Annotated in this window: 18 protein-coding genes and 5 pseudogenes; 21 read left to right on the forward strand and 2 right to left on the reverse strand. The window is 33.9% G+C overall.

Translation table 11 applies throughout. The features are described from left to right. Positions 1–36 precede the first annotated feature (36 nt). The 8 genes and pseudogenes from EUC40_RS10725 to EUC40_RS10760 all read left to right on the forward strand — a co-directional run. Positions 37–816: a hypothetical protein gene (locus EUC40_RS10725; protein WP_156574972.1), complete on the forward strand. Its 780-nt coding sequence runs from the start codon at positions 37–39 to the stop codon at positions 814–816. 19 nt (positions 817–835) lie between these two features. Beyond that, complete coding sequence (locus tag EUC40_RS10730; protein ID WP_156574974.1) at positions 836–1,549, forward strand: pentapeptide repeat-containing protein; 714 nt, start codon at positions 836–838, stop codon at positions 1,547–1,549. A gap of 262 nt (positions 1,550–1,811) precedes the next feature. Next, positions 1,812–1,994, forward strand: coding sequence for a hypothetical protein (locus EUC40_RS27595; protein WP_244322203.1), 183 nt, complete (start codon positions 1,812–1,814; stop codon positions 1,992–1,994). Further along, complete coding sequence (locus tag EUC40_RS10735; RefSeq protein WP_167520146.1) at positions 1,975–2,316, forward strand: HNH endonuclease signature motif containing protein; 342 nt, start codon at positions 1,975–1,977, stop codon at positions 2,314–2,316. The genes EUC40_RS27595 and EUC40_RS10735 overlap by 20 nt, the downstream gene beginning before the upstream one ends. 19 nt (positions 2,317–2,335) lie before the next feature. Continuing rightward, entirely contained in the window at positions 2,336–2,806 is a 471-nt protein-coding gene (locus tag EUC40_RS10740) for an SMI1/KNR4 family protein (RefSeq protein ID WP_156574977.1), read from the forward strand. Positions 2,807–3,617: 811 nt separating this feature from the next. Then, positions 3,618–4,556: pseudogene (locus EUC40_RS10750) on the forward strand (VaFE repeat-containing surface-anchored protein); the annotation flags it as partial. A gap of 439 nt (positions 4,557–4,995) precedes the next feature. Further along, positions 4,996–5,328: a DUF3895 domain-containing protein gene (locus EUC40_RS10755; RefSeq protein ID WP_071712303.1), complete on the forward strand. Its 333-nt coding sequence runs from the start codon at positions 4,996–4,998 to the stop codon at positions 5,326–5,328. Between the two features lie 96 nt (positions 5,329–5,424). Beyond that, positions 5,425–5,529 (forward strand): annotated as a pseudogene (locus tag EUC40_RS10760) (Imm3 family immunity protein); the annotation flags it as partial. A gap of 389 nt (positions 5,530–5,918) precedes the next feature. Here EUC40_RS10760 and EUC40_RS10765 read toward each other — a convergent pair. Beyond that, positions 5,919–6,536 carry a DUF4241 domain-containing protein gene (locus EUC40_RS10765; RefSeq protein ID WP_156574981.1) on the reverse strand — a complete coding sequence of 206 codons (618 nt, stop codon included), beginning with the start codon at positions 6,534–6,536 and terminating at the stop codon, positions 5,919–5,921. Positions 6,537–7,187: 651 nt separating this feature from the next. Here EUC40_RS10765 and EUC40_RS10770 point away from each other — a divergent pair. From EUC40_RS10770 to EUC40_RS27600, 10 genes and pseudogenes are all read left to right on the forward strand, one after another. Continuing rightward, complete coding sequence (locus tag EUC40_RS10770; protein WP_156574984.1) at positions 7,188–7,493, forward strand: hypothetical protein; 306 nt, start codon at positions 7,188–7,190, stop codon at positions 7,491–7,493. Between the two features lie 77 nt (positions 7,494–7,570). Further along, entirely contained in the window at positions 7,571–8,404 is an 834-nt protein-coding gene (locus EUC40_RS10775) for a DUF2262 domain-containing protein (RefSeq protein ID WP_156574986.1), read from the forward strand. 201 nt (positions 8,405–8,605) lie between these two features. After that, a pseudogene (locus tag EUC40_RS27215) lies at positions 8,606–8,797 on the forward strand (hypothetical protein); the annotation flags it as partial. A 103-nt stretch (positions 8,798–8,900) separates the two neighbouring features. Beyond that, positions 8,901–9,392 carry an SMI1/KNR4 family protein gene (locus EUC40_RS10780; protein WP_156574988.1) on the forward strand — a complete coding sequence of 164 codons (492 nt, stop codon included), beginning with the start codon at positions 8,901–8,903 and terminating at the stop codon, positions 9,390–9,392. Between the two features lie 61 nt (positions 9,393–9,453). Next, positions 9,454–10,242 (forward strand): Imm47 family immunity protein, encoded by a 789-nt coding sequence (gene imm47, locus EUC40_RS10785; RefSeq protein WP_156574990.1) that lies wholly within the window; start codon positions 9,454–9,456, stop codon positions 10,240–10,242. A gap of 51 nt (positions 10,243–10,293) precedes the next feature. Further along, positions 10,294–10,463, forward strand: a pseudogene (locus EUC40_RS10790) (SUKH-4 family immunity protein); the annotation flags it as partial. 63 nt (positions 10,464–10,526) lie between these two features. Next, the gene (locus tag EUC40_RS10795; RefSeq protein ID WP_208814654.1) at positions 10,527–11,039 is read left to right on the forward strand and encodes a SecY-interacting protein Syd; all 513 of its coding nucleotides are present in this window, start codon (positions 10,527–10,529) and stop codon (positions 11,037–11,039) included. A gap of 59 nt (positions 11,040–11,098) precedes the next feature. Next, positions 11,099–11,473 (forward strand): immunity 22 family protein, encoded by a 375-nt coding sequence (locus EUC40_RS10800; RefSeq protein ID WP_156576931.1) that lies wholly within the window; start codon positions 11,099–11,101, stop codon positions 11,471–11,473. A 64-nt stretch (positions 11,474–11,537) separates the two neighbouring features. Further along, complete coding sequence (locus EUC40_RS10805; RefSeq protein ID WP_156574994.1) at positions 11,538–11,966, forward strand: SMI1/KNR4 family protein; 429 nt, start codon at positions 11,538–11,540, stop codon at positions 11,964–11,966. A gap of 46 nt (positions 11,967–12,012) precedes the next feature. Continuing rightward, a pseudogene (locus EUC40_RS27600) lies at positions 12,013–12,096 on the forward strand (Imm30 family immunity protein); the annotation flags it as partial. A gap of 60 nt (positions 12,097–12,156) precedes the next feature. On the opposite strand, the gene EUC40_RS10810 reads toward EUC40_RS27600, so the two are convergent. Further along, positions 12,157–12,864, reverse strand: a complete 708-nt coding sequence (locus EUC40_RS10810; RefSeq protein ID WP_156574996.1) for a DNA alkylation repair protein — start codon at positions 12,862–12,864, stop codon at positions 12,157–12,159. Between the two features lie 550 nt (positions 12,865–13,414). Between EUC40_RS10810 and EUC40_RS10815 the strand changes: the two genes are divergently transcribed. From EUC40_RS10815 to EUC40_RS10825, 3 genes are all read left to right on the forward strand, one after another. After that, positions 13,415–15,193, forward strand: a complete 1,779-nt coding sequence (locus EUC40_RS10815; RefSeq protein WP_156574998.1) for an S-layer homology domain-containing protein — start codon at positions 13,415–13,417, stop codon at positions 15,191–15,193. Between the two features lie 359 nt (positions 15,194–15,552). Continuing rightward, a complete protein-coding gene (locus tag EUC40_RS10820) occupies positions 15,553–16,323 on the forward strand; it encodes a DnaD domain-containing protein (RefSeq protein ID WP_156575000.1) in 771 nt (256 codons plus the stop codon). A 109-nt stretch (positions 16,324–16,432) separates the two neighbouring features. Next, the gene (locus EUC40_RS10825; protein ID WP_156575002.1) at positions 16,433–19,852 is read left to right on the forward strand and encodes a DUF4132 domain-containing protein; all 3,420 of its coding nucleotides are present in this window, start codon (positions 16,433–16,435) and stop codon (positions 19,850–19,852) included. Positions 19,853–19,879: the final 27 nt, after the last annotated feature.

The following is a 19,879-nucleotide window of genomic DNA, read 5'->3' on the forward strand; positions in this document are numbered from 1 at the left end:
ATGTGACTATATTTTTTAATATTAAGGGGGATATACATGAAACCAGATTTTTTCACAATTACAATGTATCCTACAGTATCTTTTAACGAAGAAGAATTATTAGGTCGTCTTTTGGATGTGTTTGAGTCAAATGAAAAATTTGCTCCTACTCATTGGGGCAACTGTGAAACGGTACAGGTAGAATATAAACGTCAGGAAATGCTGGAAAAAGTAGTTTCAGAGCGTATAGTATCAGAAGTTTACCTGTATCGTGATAAATCTGTGAACTACACAGGACGTTTTCAAGTTAACTGGAGCCATCGTTCATTTTTAGAGTTTGAGTTTCATAAATCAATACCTAAAAAATTATGGGCTGCTTTTTTTGAGTTATCTGACCAAATCGCAGAAATTGCGAAACCAAGTTATGGAGTAACTCAAATTTTTTGGCCTTTATCATATCCGTGGAATACCGAACATGAACGCTTACAAATGTGGATGGAAATATCTTCCCAACCAATACCAGTTAGGTTTCTTCCTAACGGTCCCTTAGGGATAGGGGCTAGAACATACTTTAGTGGTCATATTTTAGAAATGTTTGATAAGGAATTATTACAAAATAGTCCAGCTGTGGTATCTGAGCTAGATTGGGGTGGCCTTTGTATTGATATTTTAAATAATCCATTAGAGAGTGACAGTGATACATTACTTGATAATTGGCTACAAGTAATGAAGTATTTGGAACCAGCACAAGTAATGGCTATACCAAGTTTTGATGAAGATCAGATGGGTATAACTTATTCTCCAAATGTTGCTTGGAAGGAGTATCTGGAAAGTTAAATGAAAGGAATTTGTAATCATGGATGAGAAAAATAATGATAGAATAAAAGTCATGGAAATATTAAATCGATCTCAATACAATGATGAAATTATAGATGGGCTAGATATGAGCAATTTAGACCTTACTTTTTCTGATTTGTCAGAGGTGATGGCAGAGGGTATCATGGCAAAACAAGTCCATTTAAGAGCTTCTTCACTAATGAGAGCATCTTTTTTTGATTGTGATTTTGAGTTTGCTGATTTCAGGAGCTGTAATTTAGAGGAAATACATATTGCAGATTGTAGATTTGGTGAAGCTAATTTCTCTAAAGCAAATATGAAATATGCAAAGATAAATATAAGTAGTTGTTTTGAAACATGTTTTGATGAAGTTGATTTTTCATATGGAGAATTAGTTGGAACGATATTAAATCATGCTACTTTTCGACGAGCAAATTTATATAAAATAGATGCAAAACAGGCCGACTGTACGGGAACGAATTTCAGCAGTGCGAATCTTACAGAAGGCAATTTTGAAAAATCATATTTAGGAAATGCAAATTTATCAGAAGTAAATGCTAGAAGTGCAAATTTTACAAATGCAGATTTTACAGGAGCGACCCTTTTAAATGGGAATTTTACGGATGCGAATTTTACCGGTGCTAAACTTGACAATGTAGTTTGGAAGGGAGCGAAGGTAGAAGGAGCCAAATTTGATGAAAATGTGAAGGAACAAATCTTAAAAATGATTTAAATATGATGGGGATTATATACATTTGAGCACTCGAAAACCTATGATTGGTAGCGAGTGCTCTTTTTTAGAGATTGATAAATAAGTAGAAGTCAATATAGATTATTTGTAAGAATTGTTTGATGGATGGACTAAGTCGTGAATATTATATAATTGAAATTAAACTAGCAAAAGATGTGAACCATCTCTCTTCATTAAAGAGCAAGAAGTATTACTTAATGAAAGTGAAAGTATAAAAGAAGCCCATGATGCCTCAAAGGCGAGTATTCAGAGTAGGATCTCGAATTTGGAGAGTGGTGGGGTTAAGGGTACGGGGAATAGAAGTAAGACAGCAAGTGAAGTTAATTTAAATAATATAGCTGATTTTATTAACGGAACTAAGAATTTTGATGACGTATTAGATGATTATGCTCGACATTATAAGGAAAATGATAAAACAACGAGCTGAAGAACTAGGTCTTATCCCGAAAGTTGAAGTGAAAAAAGTAGAAGGTATGCGCTATGGATTTGCTGATTTTGAAGGACTTGGTCTAGTAGTACATAAAGATGAACTTCCAAAAGATTTATGGTTAAAAAGAGATGTGGAGCAATTTGACTGGTTGAATAACAGGCTTCCAGAGGATATAAGGGCTATGGTGGAAAATGGTTCTTATACGTGGCATCATACTGAAGTACCAGGGAAAATGCAACTAGTTCCTTACGGAATCCATGGTATTACTGTTCATAATGGTGGAAGGACTAAAGGAATGTGGGCAGATGCGCCAAGATAATAAAAAAGGAGTGTTTTGAATGGAAATTAAAAAAGAATCTATAATTTATCCGTTACCGTCTGATAGTTTAATATTAAAGAAAGAAGAATTTTGGAGAGTTCAACTACCGGTAGATTATAAGAATTTCATAAAAGTTAATAATGGTGGTTCCCCAGAAAAGAAATCTTTTGTGTGTAATAACCATAGCTATGCAGTTATTAGGTTTTTATGTATTCTTGAAGCCCCAGAAAATATTGAAATAGGTATGTTTGATATTGATGTAACATGGACTCAGCTAGATGAGAGACTTACAGATGATGGAGATTTACTGGGAGTAGCTTTATTACCAATCGCTGTATTATTTGCCGGTGATTTTTTATGTTTAGATTTTAGAGAATCAAGAAGTAACCCGAAAGTTTGTGTGTGGGATCATGAGAATTCTGCTGAACTTGAACCAGTAAGTCATCATGTTGCAGATACATTCGATGAATTTATGGGTATGCTTCACTAATACATCTATCTAGACAAATCACATGATTAAAATTAGATAAAGGAACTCCAAAAAGATTTTTGAGTGATACAGGAAAACAATGAGAAGCTTGAAAATAATGACTCATGATGGTTGTACCATCATAGAGTATTATGTGCAATGATAGAATAGAAAACAGGGTACAAGCTTAGGCGAGATGACATTTTACTGGATGATGAATATTAAGGCATGGAATGGACATAAAACTAACGAACTCGTACAAACTCGTAAGTTTTAACGTAGTAGTTGTCGCGACATATAAAAGGTGTCATACCGTTACTACAAAACTTACAAATTTATGCTACTTAAAAACATATGAACTTAAAGCACTTGATTGTCAATTAAAGACAACAAGTGCTTTTTTAATGTAAGCGTCAAATATTCCCCACGCTATTTGTGAGCAGTAAACCTCCCACCTTAAAATTCAGCTAGAGCAAAGAAGTGAGGTGAAATTCAGGCTGCCCGTAAAAGTCTGATTGGTAAAGGCTGATAATTAGTGAAGGATGAACAAAAAACCACTAATTAAAGTTTCACTTTATTTTAAAACAAGTTATTGATAAATCCCTATAATCAAAGTTTAAAAAATCAAAACAAAATGTTAAAGTATGTAATTTTTGTTTTATAATGGAATTGCAGTTTGGTAAGAATATTTTAAATGTTTGTAATGTAAATCAAACAGGAGGTTGTAAATATGGGGAGGAAATATGTAATTAGGATTCTAGCTTTACTCTCTGTCATATCTCTTTTCTTTAACTTAATGTTACCAAAGGCTAGCGCAGAAATTGAAAAGATTCCATCAGTGAAAACAACAGCTACAAACAAAGCTGATGGCGGAAAAGAGATGCATGCAAAGGAGTCTATCACGATCCAAGACAAAGTTGAGTACACCAACTTAGTTGTTGGTAAAGAGTACACTGTAAAAGGTAAACTAATGAACAAAGTTACGAATAAGCCGTTATTAATTGATGGAAAAGAAGTAAAGGCTGAGACAAAGTTTACAGCAAAAGAAAAGAATGGTTTTGTAACATTAGACTTTCCTTTCGTTGGTGCAGAACAGCAAGGTAGAGAAGTAGTAGTGTTTGAAGAGCTGTATCAAGATGGTGTCTTAGTGGCAATTCAATCTGATATTAACGATGCAGGGCAAACAGTTCGATTCGTAGAACCAACAATCAAAACAACAGCAACAAACAAAGCGGATGGTGGAAAAGAGATGTATGCAAACGAATCTGTCACGATCCAAGATAAAGTGGAATACAAAGATTTAATCGTAGGTAAAGAATATGTTGCAAAAGGTAAACTAATGGATAAAGCAACAAAGCAACCTTTACTAGTTGATGGTAAAGAAGTAGCAGTAGAATCTAAGTTTACTGCAAAAGAGAAAAGTGCTTCTATCACACTTGATTTCACATTTAATGCTTCTAAGCTACAAGGTAAAGAAGTAGTAGTATTTGAAGAGCTATATCAAGATGATATTTTAGTAGCAATCAATGTTGACATTGAAGATGCGGGCCATACAGTGAAGTTTAAAGAGAAAAAATTAGGAAAACCACAGCCAGAAAAGCTACAGTCAGAAAAACCACAATCAGAGCAACCTAAAACAGGAAAAACATCAAAAGCAGGAACATTACCAGCTACAGGTGGAAATATGTACTTTACGTGGTTCTCAGTCGGAGCCGGTCTTTTGTTATTAACTATTGGAGCAATATTATTTATTAAACGTAGAAATGCATAATAAATAGTTTTTTAGGCAGAAGATATGGATATGAAATAAAGTCACGATGTTATATTTTCAATTACAGAACCTTACATGTGTTTGGATTAAACTTTTTATAAAAATTGAACATATAGTCACAAAGAAAGGCTCTCTTTTGATTCGATTTTTCAAAAGAGAGTCTTTTATGAATTCTTTTCTGTTTTTTCACACGGTCTATATAACTAACAAATAGGGAAATGTTCACTAGTACTTTCATTTCTGTTATAACAAATGCTACAATAGAAGACAGAACGTATATTTGGTATAATCAAAACATACTATATGAAATGATGTACATGAGTTTGAAATTCATGTAATAAGGTAAGTACTACATAACAATAAATAATATTTAAAGTTCCAGTACATATAGGATTCAGTTCATGTTATATAAACCAATTGTTAGAAAGGAAAAGGTGTAATGGATCAAATTTCATTCGAAGATTTATTTGAAGAAGAAAAAGAAAAGGAAAAGGTGGAGGTAGCTGAGATCCCAGTACCTTTATCGCCCTTACAAAAGGATATTTTAGACTTACTTCATTCTGAAGAAATAAGTGCACTTGAGCTGTGCGAACAATTAATACGAGCTGGTAAAATATCAGATGAAAGGTTCACAACGAATAAGCCTAAAGCATATGGGAAAGTATGCTTACTATTAGAAGGTTTTGTTAAAGAAGGAAAGCTTATTTTTATCAAAAATGATGAAACAAGAGATAGGGTATATAAATTGAAAGAAGAAGATTCTAACGAATAAAATGTGTAAAGTATAGTAATGAAATAAGGAAGTCCTCATATTTGTGTTGAAAGATTGTTTTCACATAAGCGTGGGGATTTTTTTGAGGAAGGATGTATGAAAGATTGGGAGTATAACGAATTATTTCATGCAATTCGGGAGGCGTATGAAGAGAGAGGGGATCGATATGCTATAGCAAAACTAGCGGATGAATTTGATAATAATTAGGGGAACTGTGAAACAGTGAAGGTAGAATATAACCGTCAGGAAATTATAGAAAAAGTAATTTCGGAGCGTAGAGTATTTGAAGTTCACCTGTATCGTGATAAAACAGTGCACTAGTAACTCTAAAATCAACCATTATGTATATTTTGGAGTTACTTGACGTTAACTCTACATCAGTAGAGTTAATAAATTATTTAAATAAAAAACTGTTAATATACAACTAGAATTAATGACGGGTTATATTCACTTAAGAATATAACCCTATTTATTAGAACCAGTAGTATATAAGGAGATTATCCCATGGGTTATTTGCAAATATTAGACGAGGAATATTTGGCGCTGTAAAAGAAAAAACATTGACTCTTATATCATTATTGATGTTGTCCTCAATTTTCCTCATGTAGCACTTGAAAATCAGTAACAAGTGAAACGATTTTTCCTGTTTCATCAATTCCCCAATAGGAAGGATAAAATCCATCTCCATAACCTGAACGGAATATAATGATATTACTTCCTGTTTCCTCACACACCACGCAATTTCCCCAATCTTCATCATGTTCTGTTAGTATGTCATCTATAAGATCATCATACAAACTAGTAAATTCTTCTCCTAGTTCTTGTTGTAACCTATCTTCTATTTCTTCTAACTTACCAATTGCTTCAACATCTGCAAAGCACCCTAAGCCTGTATCAACTGGGTAACCAAAAATATATCCGTCTTCCAGTTCACTTACATGTTGTCCTGGTTTTGTTGCCATCTTCCATCCTACCGCTTTTGACTCCGACAATTTCAATTCAGCACCAGCAATGACTCCATCTTCCTTATGCCACCAAGCAACAATTGGATATGTACCTGGCTGAATTGTTTGTTCGAAGTGATTTTCATTAAAAATAAGAGGATCACAAGCAACAATTTTACCTGAAGTAACTTTCAACTGTTCTAGTGCTTCGGAACGCAGGGCCTCACTATCCGGTTTAGATAATTCACGTAATAACTTTGACATAATGTTTCTCTCCCTTTCCTTTTAAAATATTTGTTGGTGCTGTCTCCCATATATTTTTACATGAGTTACATTTGTGCTCTGTGGTATTTCTAGCGCCTTTGTATGTTCCTATAACTTCGATATTATCGCCATGAACTTCTAAAACCTCTGCGGCATATCGTACCCGCGTTTTTCTAATAGTTCCACAACATATTCTTCATGCGTTTTACGTTTTTGGATACATTGCTCCCCCGTACAAGTGTAGATGGAACAAACCTTTATTCATTGAAAAATATAACAAATGAATTTGACTTTAAAATTAGACCCAGTTTTGAGGATGTAAATAATAATCCACCCGTTGATTATATTATTTTAAGGGTGAAAATGCATTAATTAAAAATTCAATAAAAGAAGATCGAACTAGATAGTCTTTCTAGATTGATCTTCTTATTTTATATTCCCTTTCACTGCAACTCATTGCAATATGTCTACTTCTGTGACACATTACACAATTGTACAGAGAGAATGAAGTAATATGAAAAATAATATAAAGATTTTAATTTAATTCTATATATTTTTTATAAATTCTAAAAGTAAATCCCTTATTTTTGGTATGATTGACAGAGATTATTTAATTTCTTATGAATATTCTTGAAAAGGGAGTGATGCTGTATGAAATCAATAAATATAAATGGGAATATATATTATATTGAATCTGTTCCTTTTGAAGATAAGAGTGAGCAGGATGAAGAGGGATACTACGAATATTTTTACAAAGGAGTCAATTTATCGTTTCACTCGGACAAAGAAATAATTAAAGCCCGAATTTATGAAGACGAAGAAATAATATATTTCTTAAAAAATCCATCTCTTGCTTTTGGTAAAGATTTTGAAGCTATAAAAGTATATATAATTAAAGAATATGATGTAAATAAATTTAAGATTCCAGGTGAAAAAAAAGCCTATATAGAATTATAGCTATAATTCTATATAGGCTTTACCATGACCAATTATAATAAAACAGGAAAACTCACAAGTACTTATGCCTGTGGGTGATGAAAGGAATGTATTCAAAATTGAGTAAATCAAGTGAAATAAGTAGATTTGAAAATAGATTCTCAGAAAATGTAATTGAAATAGCAGCTGTCACAGGGGCATTAGGAATCGGTGCATCAAAAGGCGGTGACAACATTTTGTGGACTGCGTCAATTGATTTGATTGCGTGGAAAGACTTACATAACAATGAAACGATTACAAAAGAAGACATACGACTCGCATGGTTGGTTGATGATGCAGAATGGAGAAAATCAAAAGAAATTTTGACAGCAAATACAGTTGTAACATTACAGGTGCGCAAGTCAGAAAATTCATTGATGCTTGTTAAGGTTTTGGAAACATCATATAAAGATGATGAGTTGGAAATCATCTTACAAGATGCAATGAAACCACTTTTTTATCATGATGAGATGTTGGGTGAGTTTGAACTTGATAAAAGAGTGAAAACTTTTGAAAAGAGAATATCTTGGGCTGGTGAAGAATGTCATTTATATTTTGATTGGAGTGAAGACAAACATATGATGAAGTCTGCACTGGAAACAGCACATGCACTTTTCAAAGAGCAAGATGAATGGAAAATGAAAATGAAAATGTACGCTGCAAAAGAACTGGTAGAGTTAGCAAATGAATGGCTACAAGATGATGATGAAGCAGAAATCGACGAAATTACAGAAGAAATGTTCATTAATTCCATCACATTAAGCAGCTTAAGCGTTTATTCAGAAGGTGATTTTGAAATATTCTTTTCGGATGGAGATATATTTTGGGGACATTCTATCATTGTAAGCGGAAATATTCATGAGGGGCTCTCTTCGGCTGAGATTGCAGGATAAAGTGAAACTCCCATCAGTAGGGATTTTTCTTCATCCTTACTGATGGATTATTTGAACTACTCGGGCACTTACTGTCCGAAAGTAGCGCGATAAATTGTTATAATTTTTGATTATTAGGCGTTTTCTTCTCGTCTATCTCTTCTCTTATTAAGTGAGAACTCCAAACCTCTTTAATAATTAATGAAATTTAGGGTTTACATATACGGTGGAACTTGCATAGATGTTTTAAATAATCTCTTAGAATCTGATATGGATACGTTACTTGATAGTTGGCTATCTACAATGAAATATTTAGAACCAGCACAAGCAATGGTTATACCAAGTTTTGATGAGGATCGGAGGGGTGTATCCTTTTCTCCAAATGTTTCTTGGAAGGATTATCTGAAAAGTTAAAAGAAACGAGGTCGTAATTAGACTGGAATTTACATAAAAGCTCAGATGATACAATTAGTTATTTCGGATAAACGTGATGTGATTTGTTAGGAGGTGAAGTTAAATGAGAAATGACTTAACATGGCCAGTACCGGATGAGCCAGTTTCACCAGAATATATAAACAATGTGGGAAAAGAGATAGGGTATATATTTCCAAGTGACTATGTAGAATGTGCTACAAATAATAATGGTTCAGCTGTATTACCTTATAAATTTGAAATAGATACGATAACAAAGGTATTTGGAACTTTACTTTCTTATGATGTAGATAGTAGTGAATATATCGTTAAAGTATATAACCAGTATATTTCTACTCTGCCAAATGAATTGGTGCCATTCGCATTTGATCCAGCAGGAAATTTAATTTGCTTTGATTATAAAAATCATGAAGAAGATCCAATTGTCGTCTTTTGGGAACATGAGGGAGCATGGGAAAAGCAAATATTGATGGAAAGTGAAGGGATTACGGCTGAGGAAGCAGAGGAAGTAGCAAGAGAAAATGTATTTTTTGTAGCTAATAATTTTACGGAGTTTTTAAATAAGTTACATGATTAATAATATTATCCATATAAAATGGTTCGTATAAATGTAAGCAGCAATAAAAGGAGAGAGAATGATGGACTTAGAGCATTTAAAAAAAGATAGTTGGTATGGAGAAGTTTCTAATCATACAATTGAAACTCTTAAGTCTAACCTAAGGGATAGTGCAACAGAGAAAGAATCCTTTATTTTAATTAACGAATTGTTAAAGCTTGGTGATTTCCCTGTAAAGGGGTTACTAATCGAACTTATGAATAGTACTCGAGATGAGCTTGTTTTGAATTTATGTACTAGACTATTTTGCTCAGTAGCTACTCACGATGATTTATTAGAAACGAATAATTTGAAATTCCTTTCAAGTGCTTCAGAGGATGGAGTTCATAATTTTGTAGTAAGTGCTGGTGAAACTCTTTCATATCATGTAGTACCATATCTTTTAGCATTACTAGAAGAGTGGGAAGATACCTTTGTTGAAAAAGCTATTAGAAATGAACTTTCATGGATGCTTGGAATTGAGGACGAGTATTATGAAGTATCGTTAGAAGAATTTAATGAAGCTTATTCTGGTTTTATCGAAAATAATGATACGCAAGAATATTATTATCATAATAGACTATCTTTTCCTGGAGACTTGGCAAAGAAGTTAGTGTCGGAAGTTATGAGTTCTTTAAGAGATAGAACTACCTATAATGTTGTTACTATACCTTCCGTTTTATCAATTTGGAGTGGAATCAAATGTCCAATTCAATACGATACGATTATAACAAATGAAAAAAATAGAGAGTTGATGTCATATATTGATGTTTTAACAAAGAAAGAATGGAAGATTGGTAAAAAGTATTTTTATGGACATGTAGTCGTATAAGAAAGCAATATACGAGTAAAATCGAATACAGAGTGTATGATATGCAGGAGAATAAAAATGATCGATAAGGCAGTAGAAATAAATGGTGAGGATGCCTTTATTAATAATAATATACCAGAGTGTACAATAAGTTGGTTGAAGGAAGAGTTGAAAAAATTGATGATAAGTGTATGGAAAAGGATTCTTTTTGGTTGATTGAAATTGAGAATTTATATGAATAATTGAAAGTGAAAAAGAAAATGTATGGTGCATGGAAGAGGAGTATGGTGATAGTGAAGAATGCTATGAGTACATATTTTAAATTGAGAAAAGAATATTTTGATAGAGGTTTGAATTTCTTATTTAAAACACCATATAACGAAAAAGTTGATTTTGTTATATATCAAGGTGAAATAGAGGAAGATGAAATTTCATGGAAACCGGTTGAGAAATATTTTAAAACTGATTTAACAATACTTGAGGAGCGGTTCGGAATTAAGTTTCATGATTCAGTTCATCACTATTTTAACACATATTGGTTTGCTGATTTGGATGGGTTTATCGGTGACCATTATATTAGTTTAGAGGTTGTATTACCCAATATAGAATTGGACTCTTTCAAAGAGAAGTTAGAAGGGTATGAAAAAAATCATCGTAAGCTAGATAAGATTCCTATAGGAGTAGAAGGAAATGGTTCACTAATTGTTTTAAATAATGTAAGCGGAAAGATCGAATTGGAGGATTTCGAACGTGGGTTGTTTATAGAGGTTTCGAATAGTTTAAATGAGTTGATTTCTAGTTTGAGATTACAAAAATAGTAAAGTGAAGAATGTTTATATGAATTATAGAGGGGCGTAGAAAAGTGGAATACAGTGGAATGGTTTCAGTTTGGTTTGGAATTTCTAAATCACTCCAAAATCTTGAAGAGTATGTCGATATAGATTACACAATAAATGGTGATTCAGTTCATTCAAAGTTTGGGACGAGCTTTGAATTCGGTTATTATGATGATGATAATATTGAAGTTTGTTTTTATGAGAATAGTAAAAGGGACGTTGGACATATTTTAAGTGATTTTTCTTATAGTGAAAGAATTATTCCTAAAATAAAAAAGCTAATAAATGGAGATAGTTTAGCGAAAGATATTAACTTTGCTATTGTTCTTTATGATTTTAAATATAATGAAGCGAAAAGAGAAGATATGTTTGATGGTTTAGAGGTTACATTTATTGGTTCTATGCCATACAGGTAGGTTGTACGGAGTTGCTAATTTATTTCACAAACACATGGATAAACCTTATAAAGGAGGGATACAAATGCATGCTTTGCCGAATTGTTTAGAAGAAGTTTTGGAAGAAGACATATATAAACGGGCAGATAAAGAGCAGGTGAATGAAGTAATAAATAGATTAGGTGTAGAAGTATCTGATACATTTAGAGAGTTTTATTACCGATTTGCAGGACCTTTTTGGGAAGAGCACGTTCCTTATGAATTACTTGATATTATAGATGAAGAGAATAATATTGAATACTACACAATTATTGCTCGAAAGGAACATGGATTTCCTAATAAGTATTTAGTTTTAACGGAAATGACAGCAAATGCTGCATTGGTACTTGATAGTGTAACCGATCAAGTTTACTCAGTAAATTTTGAAGATGGAGATGCATTACTTTTAAGTGGAAAATTAAAGGAGAGTTGGTCAACATTTTATCTGTTTTTGAAAGACTATTTTAAATGTTAGGTGTTAACAGAAATGAATAATAAACAGGGACATCTTTACGAGGAACATTAAAGAACCATTATTGAAAATAAAAAATGAAGATACTGATATGTTTAGTGAATCTATTAATGAGGTTATTGAGTTTATCTAATAGTTAAATAACGAAAAAGGTGTCAATCTTTCTCGAATTGACACCCCGATACGAATCTGATTAACACCTTACATATTTACGCTTAAAACCAAGTCTTCCTCTATCAAGTTCTTTCTGGATACTTTCGGAAGCATTAAGAAGGCTGCTTTTTTTCTTATCACGTTTCACTTCAACTATACCAACTTCTTTTGCAGTCTCGACTGCTTTTTCATGTAGTGGTACATATGAAATTGCTACAGTATTTAGGAAGTTATTCATAGCGGATTTTGTTCGTTCTGGTGAATCATGAATTGTATTTTTCACCATTTCAAGCATATCGGAAATTTTGCTTTCGGAAAATTCATTGTCTTTACGATTTCCTAAAAGCCAACAGTAGCAACTCCAGCCCGCAGACATTCTAAGCTCGTCCCCACTTGCAATCCATTTATCAGCAACATCTTGTGCAATATTTGACTCCGATAAAGTTACTGCCACCACATAATCGGATAGCATATAAAAATACGCTCCGTCTATCCAGCGATCAAAATCAGACTCACTCATAGCTTTTGGATCCGCAATAATACCTGCAAAGTACATAGCATCGTAGTTGCCTGTCGCATAAAGTTCTTCAGCTAACTCTTGGTTTAATTTTATTTTCTTAGCAATTGGTTTCATAGCACCTGTAGCTACGCCAAAAACTGGTTCGTGTGCACCGTTAGATATGTATATTTTTTTCGTACGTTCCTTACCGAGGGTTTCAAGCTCTTGCATAACTGTTTTAAAGTCCATAGCTGTGCACTTCCTTCCTTAATATAAGAACCTTTTTAAGTCTTGTATACTTCTCAATGTTAATACTAATTGTATTCTGGAGGTATGTCTACTTTCTAAAGTTCATCGAAACCTAGACTGATTTATGAAACAGCATAAAGGTTCTTCTTGTTGAAAAATCAATAAAAGGTGTCGTCATTTATTTTTTGAGAATTAGTAGAGTAAAAGAGAAAGATTTACTTTTTTATAATAGTTTTTGGATCGAATATACAGTAAAAGTAATAATGAGGAAAGATGTGACATTTTAAATTATTAGGTGAATATTTAGTGGCTGAAAGTGTTTTTGACGGCATTTGTAATTGATTGTAGAATAATGTTTGTTAAAGAGTTTTATAGAAATTTAGCTTGAAAAAACTATGATTTTTCTGCTGGGGATAGAATGGAATTATTTGTGAAAAAGGTGAAATAGACATGCCTTTTTACATAGTAGATTCGTAGTACTTGAATACTAAAGAGAAAATAAAGGGAGGTTGAAATATTTACACGAAATGTGTAAGTATTTAATACAGCAATGACAAATAGAATGAAAAGACGAGTAATCGCATTATCAACAAGTTTAGTAATCTTAGGGGGATTACCTTTATCAGCATCAGCAGAAGAGGTGCATTCATCTCAAACTGATCAACTTAGCGTCGCTCATGGGGAAAATGGAATGAACGGATTAAGTTATTCGAATTTTAATCTGCAAGTTCCTAATCATATACAAATTAATGAAGCGGAAGTCTCTGAAAATGAAACAATGCTTTTAGAAGAATATAAGCATCAACATGATGAAACAGAAGAATTAAATAAAATGAAAGAAGCAAAAAAAGGTGAAGTAGCGGAAGAGGAAGCTATTTCAAATATTGAAAGTGCATTTGAAACGGTAGATGGTCGAAATGATGGGTCTACTCGTCAAATGAAACCGATTATAAAGCCGAGAGCGGTTCAGTTTAGTGCGCCGAGTACGAAGAAATATGGGACGATTGCGGGTGTTCCATTTGTGGAGTGGATTGTTCCAAAAGGAAATACTGATATTCGACCTGCAAATCCGATGAAAGCACGTTATATTACAATCCATGAGACTGCAAATACAGCTCGTGGTGCGAATGCTGAAAATCATGCGAAATATTTGTATAAACAAGCAACGGAAGGTACTTTCCGAACAGCTTCTTGGCATTTTACTGTAGATGATAAACAAATTTATCAGCACTTACCAACAAACGAAAACGGTTGGCATGCAGGTGATGGCGATGGTTCAGGAAACAGAGAGTCGATTGGTATCGAGATTGCGGTTAACCAAGATGGAGATTACAATAAAGCGCTAGAGAATGCAAAACGACTTGCAGGTTATTTAATGAACAAAGAAGGCATTAGTGTGAATAATATTTACAAGCATCAACAATGGAGCGGGAAGAAGTGTCCTGATATTTTAATTTCTCGTGGGAATTGGACTGGTTTCGTACAAGGTGCGCAGTGGTATGCGAATGTTAACACACAAATTGATAAGCCGTTACAAGATAAAAACGAGTCATTTAATCCGAATGATAATAATCCAGCTGAACCTAGCATGGAGCTAGTAGTAAATGGTGACGGTATAAATGTACGTAGTGGTGCAGGGCTTGAACATGGTGTCGTTCGTAAGGCTTCAAAAGGAGACCGTTACAAAGTGTTAGCGGTTAAAGACGGTTGGTACAAAGTTGGTAACGGAGAATGGATTTTCTATAACCCAAGCTGGATTAAGATTGATTACAATGTACCAAAGAAAGAAGAACAAAAGCCAAAAGATGATATTACAGGTGGTTGGTTTGAAGGGCATATTCGTAAACTACATAGCCTAGGTATTATGCAAGGTGAAGGTAATGGAATATTTGCTCCTTATCGTAATGTAACGAGAGCGGAGTTTGCTGCATTAATTTCAAATGCTCTTCAACTGCCAGAGGGGGATAAGTCATTTGTAGATATTAATAAAGCACATCCGTCACTTCATAATGGTATTAAACGTAGTGCAAGCGCAGGAATTATTAGCGGTCGCGGCGAAGGTATTTTTGATCCTAATGCCCAAATTACGCGTGAAGAAGCAGCTGTTATGATTGACAAAGCATTACAGTATAAAGGTGTTACAGGTGATTTAGTAGCATTACCATTTAAAGATCAACATGAAGTAATATACAAACAATCCGTTCAACGATTGTATAGTTTAAAAGTAGTTACTGGTGTTGAAGATAATAGGTTTAATCCTAAAGGTACAACAACTCGTGGTGAGGCAGCAGCCTTTTTAGTGAAGATGCTAGATTCGATGCCAAAATAAATTGTATGTAGAAGTTTGTATTGGTATGAGTGAAAATTTCAAGGGAGCTATCCAAAATAATGATTTGGATAGCTCCTATTTAGTTGTGTGGACAAATTGCGAATATCATTCCACCTATAAGCCCCTTCCAAGCCCCTTCCAAGCCCCTTATAAGCACCTACCAAGTAATAAATCATTAAGAAAAAACAAAACAAAAACAAAAACAAAAACAACTACAAGAACAAAAAAGCGCGAAAAAACGTCGTAGTAGTAGTTGTAAAAAAAATTTGAATTTAAATGCCAAAACCACCCCGAAAATTCCTATATGTATATTGAAGGATTAAATTTTATTTTTACGACTGAAGGAAGGAGGGAAACGTATGGCGGTGTACCGTAATGTGAGGGTGAACTTTTGGCAAGATGAATTTATTTTAGATTTAACACCAGAGGAGCGTTATTTTTACATATATTTGCTAACGGGTACGAAAACGAAGCAATGTGGAATTTACGTATTACCGAACCGTTTGGCAGAGCTTGAAACAGGCTACAGTATGGAAACTGTTGAGAAGTTGTTGAACCGCTTTGTTGAATATGGAAAGATTTTATATGATGCAGAAACGAAAGAGTTATACATAATAAATTGGCTATATTATAACCCTATTTTAAATACGAATGTAGAGAAGTGCGTGTTACGTGAGTTAAAGGCTGTGAAAAGTAAAGAGTTCATACATATGTTTTTACGTAAGTGTCTTGAAGAAGAATGGAAGATTCCATTATTACTACAGCATTTTGGTATGCCAAAACCGAAAGAGGAGGATAATAGTAGTTTACAAGCAGTTGTGGGAGAGGAGGAAGATGTGGAAGTTATAGAAACGGTAGAAGAGGCTACTTCGCATAGTGAAGTGTATAAATATTACGAGCGAAATATAAGTAGTTTATCTCCATATATTGTGAAGGAATTGAAGGGATGGATACAAAGACTTTCAGGAAGTGCAGTACTAGAGGCACTTAAAGTTGCGTTTGAACATAATAAGCGAACGCTCGCTTATGTGAAGGGGATTTTGAGGAATTGGTGTAGCGAATATGGTGAAGAACAGCGTGTAATGGGAAGTTTAGAGAGAAGGAGAAGTGTTTTGAGTAGTGTATTTTAATTTACATGAATTTAACATAGAATGTACGTTCGTTTTTGCGAATTTTATGCTATACTACCATTAAATAAGGGTATTTTTATAGTAGATAAAAGATGCGGGGGAAGAGAGTTTGACTACTAGTACATCTCAGTTGTTTCAATATATTCATATGACAAAAGAGCAGGAGCAATTATCACTGCTATATTTACAGACAAAAGAAGAAGAGATTTTGAAAGATATTCAATTAACGACAATTCGAGATCAAAGAAGAGGCGATTTTGCTGAGCGATTTATAAATGATTTTAGAAAAGTGCATAAGCAAGATCCAGCTTTCTTACGATTATTTTATTATTTGTTAGGGGAGCAGTTGTTAAATGTTCTTATAATAAGGTTTAAATATGTGGATTTTTCTAATATGAAGATGTATTTAGAAAAAAGTGCACTTCCTTTAGATAAACTTGTAGGGAGCGCATGTAAATATTTAACTAATATTTCAAGTTATGTGGATGAAGCGTATGTTTTTCTTCGAGAATTAATAAGCGAGAATCCGAACTATATAGAAGAGCAGCTATCAGCATTATCATCAAAGCAGCAATTATCGTTACTTCTCGTAATGTTTGAAGTAGATTATGAGAGATTCTGTACATATAGCTCTTTGTTGGAAGAGAGATTAGAAGAACATGCTGAATTTATATTGAATTTGAATGGAGAAAAGGAAAAGATTGAAGCAGCTAAAGGGTATATAAAAGGTGAAAGTGATAGGGAAGTATTTTTAGGTGGAAATTTACCAGAATATATTTGGCGACTGTTATTTCGTATTCATAAATATTCAAATACTGCGAGGCGATATGTTGAAATTGTAGCGAAGGAAAATGTTTGGGGTTTTATGAACTATGCAACGCGTTACGTGTGTCAAGCTCTCGGTCAGCCTCAAAACTACAAAAGAACAGGTAGTGTAAATAAGAAAACGTATGAAGAAATTCAAAGTTTTTGTAAACAGTTTTGGATTTCTGAGGAAAGGTTTTTTGCGCACCGCCTGAGGCAACATGATTTGAATAGTGCAGACTTTTGTAAGACGTATGAATATGAATTGCTATGCTTTATGTTGGAAGAAAATCATGAATTTGTTCAGCGTACTTTGCAATATGTAAGTAAGATTAATTACCTCATCATCGCACGAACGTTAGCTGAACAAGGACATGAATTAAATAGAGGGAAAATGCGAGAAGAATTTTTTGTTGCTGCTTTGCAACTTAAGTTGTCTACGGTGCGGGATACGTATCGTGATTATTTACTCGGGAAATTGTCATTTGATGAAATGAAGCAAATACTTAAAAACCCGAAATATAGAAATATGTATTGGGATATGCCAGTTTTAGAAGTTGTACTTCTTTGGGATATAGATGATGTAGCAAAAAGAGAAGCGGCACTCACCCTGCAATTTGGAGATGTATATGGTGTTTATTTATATGAACTTTTGTATGAGTGTTCAATTAGAGGTATAGAACCAGAACAAATAATAGAAGATCTACTTTCTTACGGGCTAAGTAAGGAAAAGCTGATTGATTATTCAGTTGAGCAAGTCTCACATTATGTAGAAGAGCGAAATAAAGCGAAGGAAGCGCTCGTTACGATCATTGTAAAAGAGCAGGCATACATAATGGAACGATTTGATACGTATTCTGCTGAGGCAAAAGCGTATATTTTGAATGAATTAGCAAGAGATAACAAGGTTGAAATGCGTCCGGTTTTAATTAAAAACTTAGGTGATTCATCTAAAAAATTACGTAAGTCTATAGTTGAACTGCTTTCAAAAGACATAGAAGCGGCAGAATATGTAGCGGTTGAACTGAATCATAAAAAGAAAATTGTTCGTGAAAATGTGATGAAACTACTTATAGAGTATAAGATTGAAAAATATACGAAACTTGTACAGGAAGCGTTGAAAGAAAAGAAGAATGCCTCTTTGGCCGAGAAGTTTGCTCCGTTACTTGAAGTGGGGAGAAACTCAGAAAATATAGAAGAACTTTATAGTCGTATAGTAACAGAACAAACAAGAAACTCACTTCTGCAATTGATGGGGGATGAACCACAAATTCGTCTTCGTGACTCTAATGAAATTGCCGATGCCACAATTCCATTAGCTTATTTACAACAGTATATTTCAGATTCTATCATCGAGAAGAAAGAGGCAGCTGAAAGGATTGGCAGTACGTTACATGCACAAGACTTGAAAGAATATGTGCATGTAATATATCAAATATGGATTTCTGAAGATGCAGATGTGAAGAAACGTGGAATCCTTTCGTTATATGGAATGTATAGTGATGATGAAATGGTCGGCATACTGAAAAAGCAAATTGATGAATGGGTATTTGATATGAGAGGAAAGATTGCCGCAGACGCTGTTCGCGCTTTAGGTTTGTCATCCTCTAAGCTTGCACTTATGTCTATTCATGCAATGGCATTTAAATATAAACATAAGCAAGTGCGTAATGCGGCAAAAGAGGCGTTAAGTCTTGCTGCAAAAACATGTGGTATAACAGAGGAAGAGTTGGAAGATCAACTGGTGCCGGACCTTGGCTTTACTGTACGTGGTGAAAAGACGATTGATTTTGGAAATCGGAGTTTTACAGCGATATTAACTGCAGAGTCGAAAATTGAATTAGAGACAGAAGAAGGAAAACGCATGAAGTCACTTCCGAAGCCGAATGCAAAAGATGATATAGAAAAAGCTGAAGAAGCTAAGAAAGAGTTATCTACTTTAAAGAAAGAGCTTCGAAGTGCTCTTTCCATACAGAAACAACGTTTGGAAGCTGCTCTATCAAGAAAGCGTTATTGGTCATACGATTCGTGGAAGTCGGTATTTCTGGAGAATCCAATTATGAAGCAATTTGCAACTTCACTTATTTGGGGTGAATATACGGAAGGAAAGTTACTGGAAATGTTCCGTTATGCGGAGGGTGACACGTTGTACTCAATAATAGGAGAAAATCATGCACTTTCGTCTGGAACGGTTATCGGTTTCATTCATCCGTTAGAATTGTCAGAAGAGAAAAAGGCGTTATGGAAAGAGCAACTGGAACATTCGAAAATTGTCCAACCGTTCCTACAAATAGAACGGCCAGTATTTGTAGTAGAAGAAAACGATAAAATTACTGTTGAGAGATTTGGCGGTATTTTATTAAATGGGCGCTCGTTATTCGGTAAGATGACGAAACTTGGATGGATCCGCGGTTCTGTTCAAGATGGCGGCGTGTATTATACGTTTTATAAAGAAGATACTCGTACTGGATTAGGGGCAGAGCTTTCATTTAGCGGAGCACCGATTGGGTATGAAGATGAAGAAGATGTATGTGTGTATGACATTCAATTTTATAAAGCAGGTACAGTAAAACGAGGTTCATATGAATACGATGAAATTGATGATGAAAGACGTATTGTACCAAAAGAAGTAGATAAGTATTTCTTTAGTGAAATATTATATGATATACAATTAGCGACCGATTCAAATCTTGGTCATAATGAAAGCTGGCGTAACAAAAGATAAAAAAACCTCTTCATTTGTAGGAAAATG

It is taken from the genome of Bacillus luti, from assembly GCF_009739945.1.
In the GTDB taxonomy this organism is placed as follows: Bacteria; Bacillota; Bacilli; order Bacillales; family Bacillaceae_G; genus Bacillus_A; species Bacillus_A luti.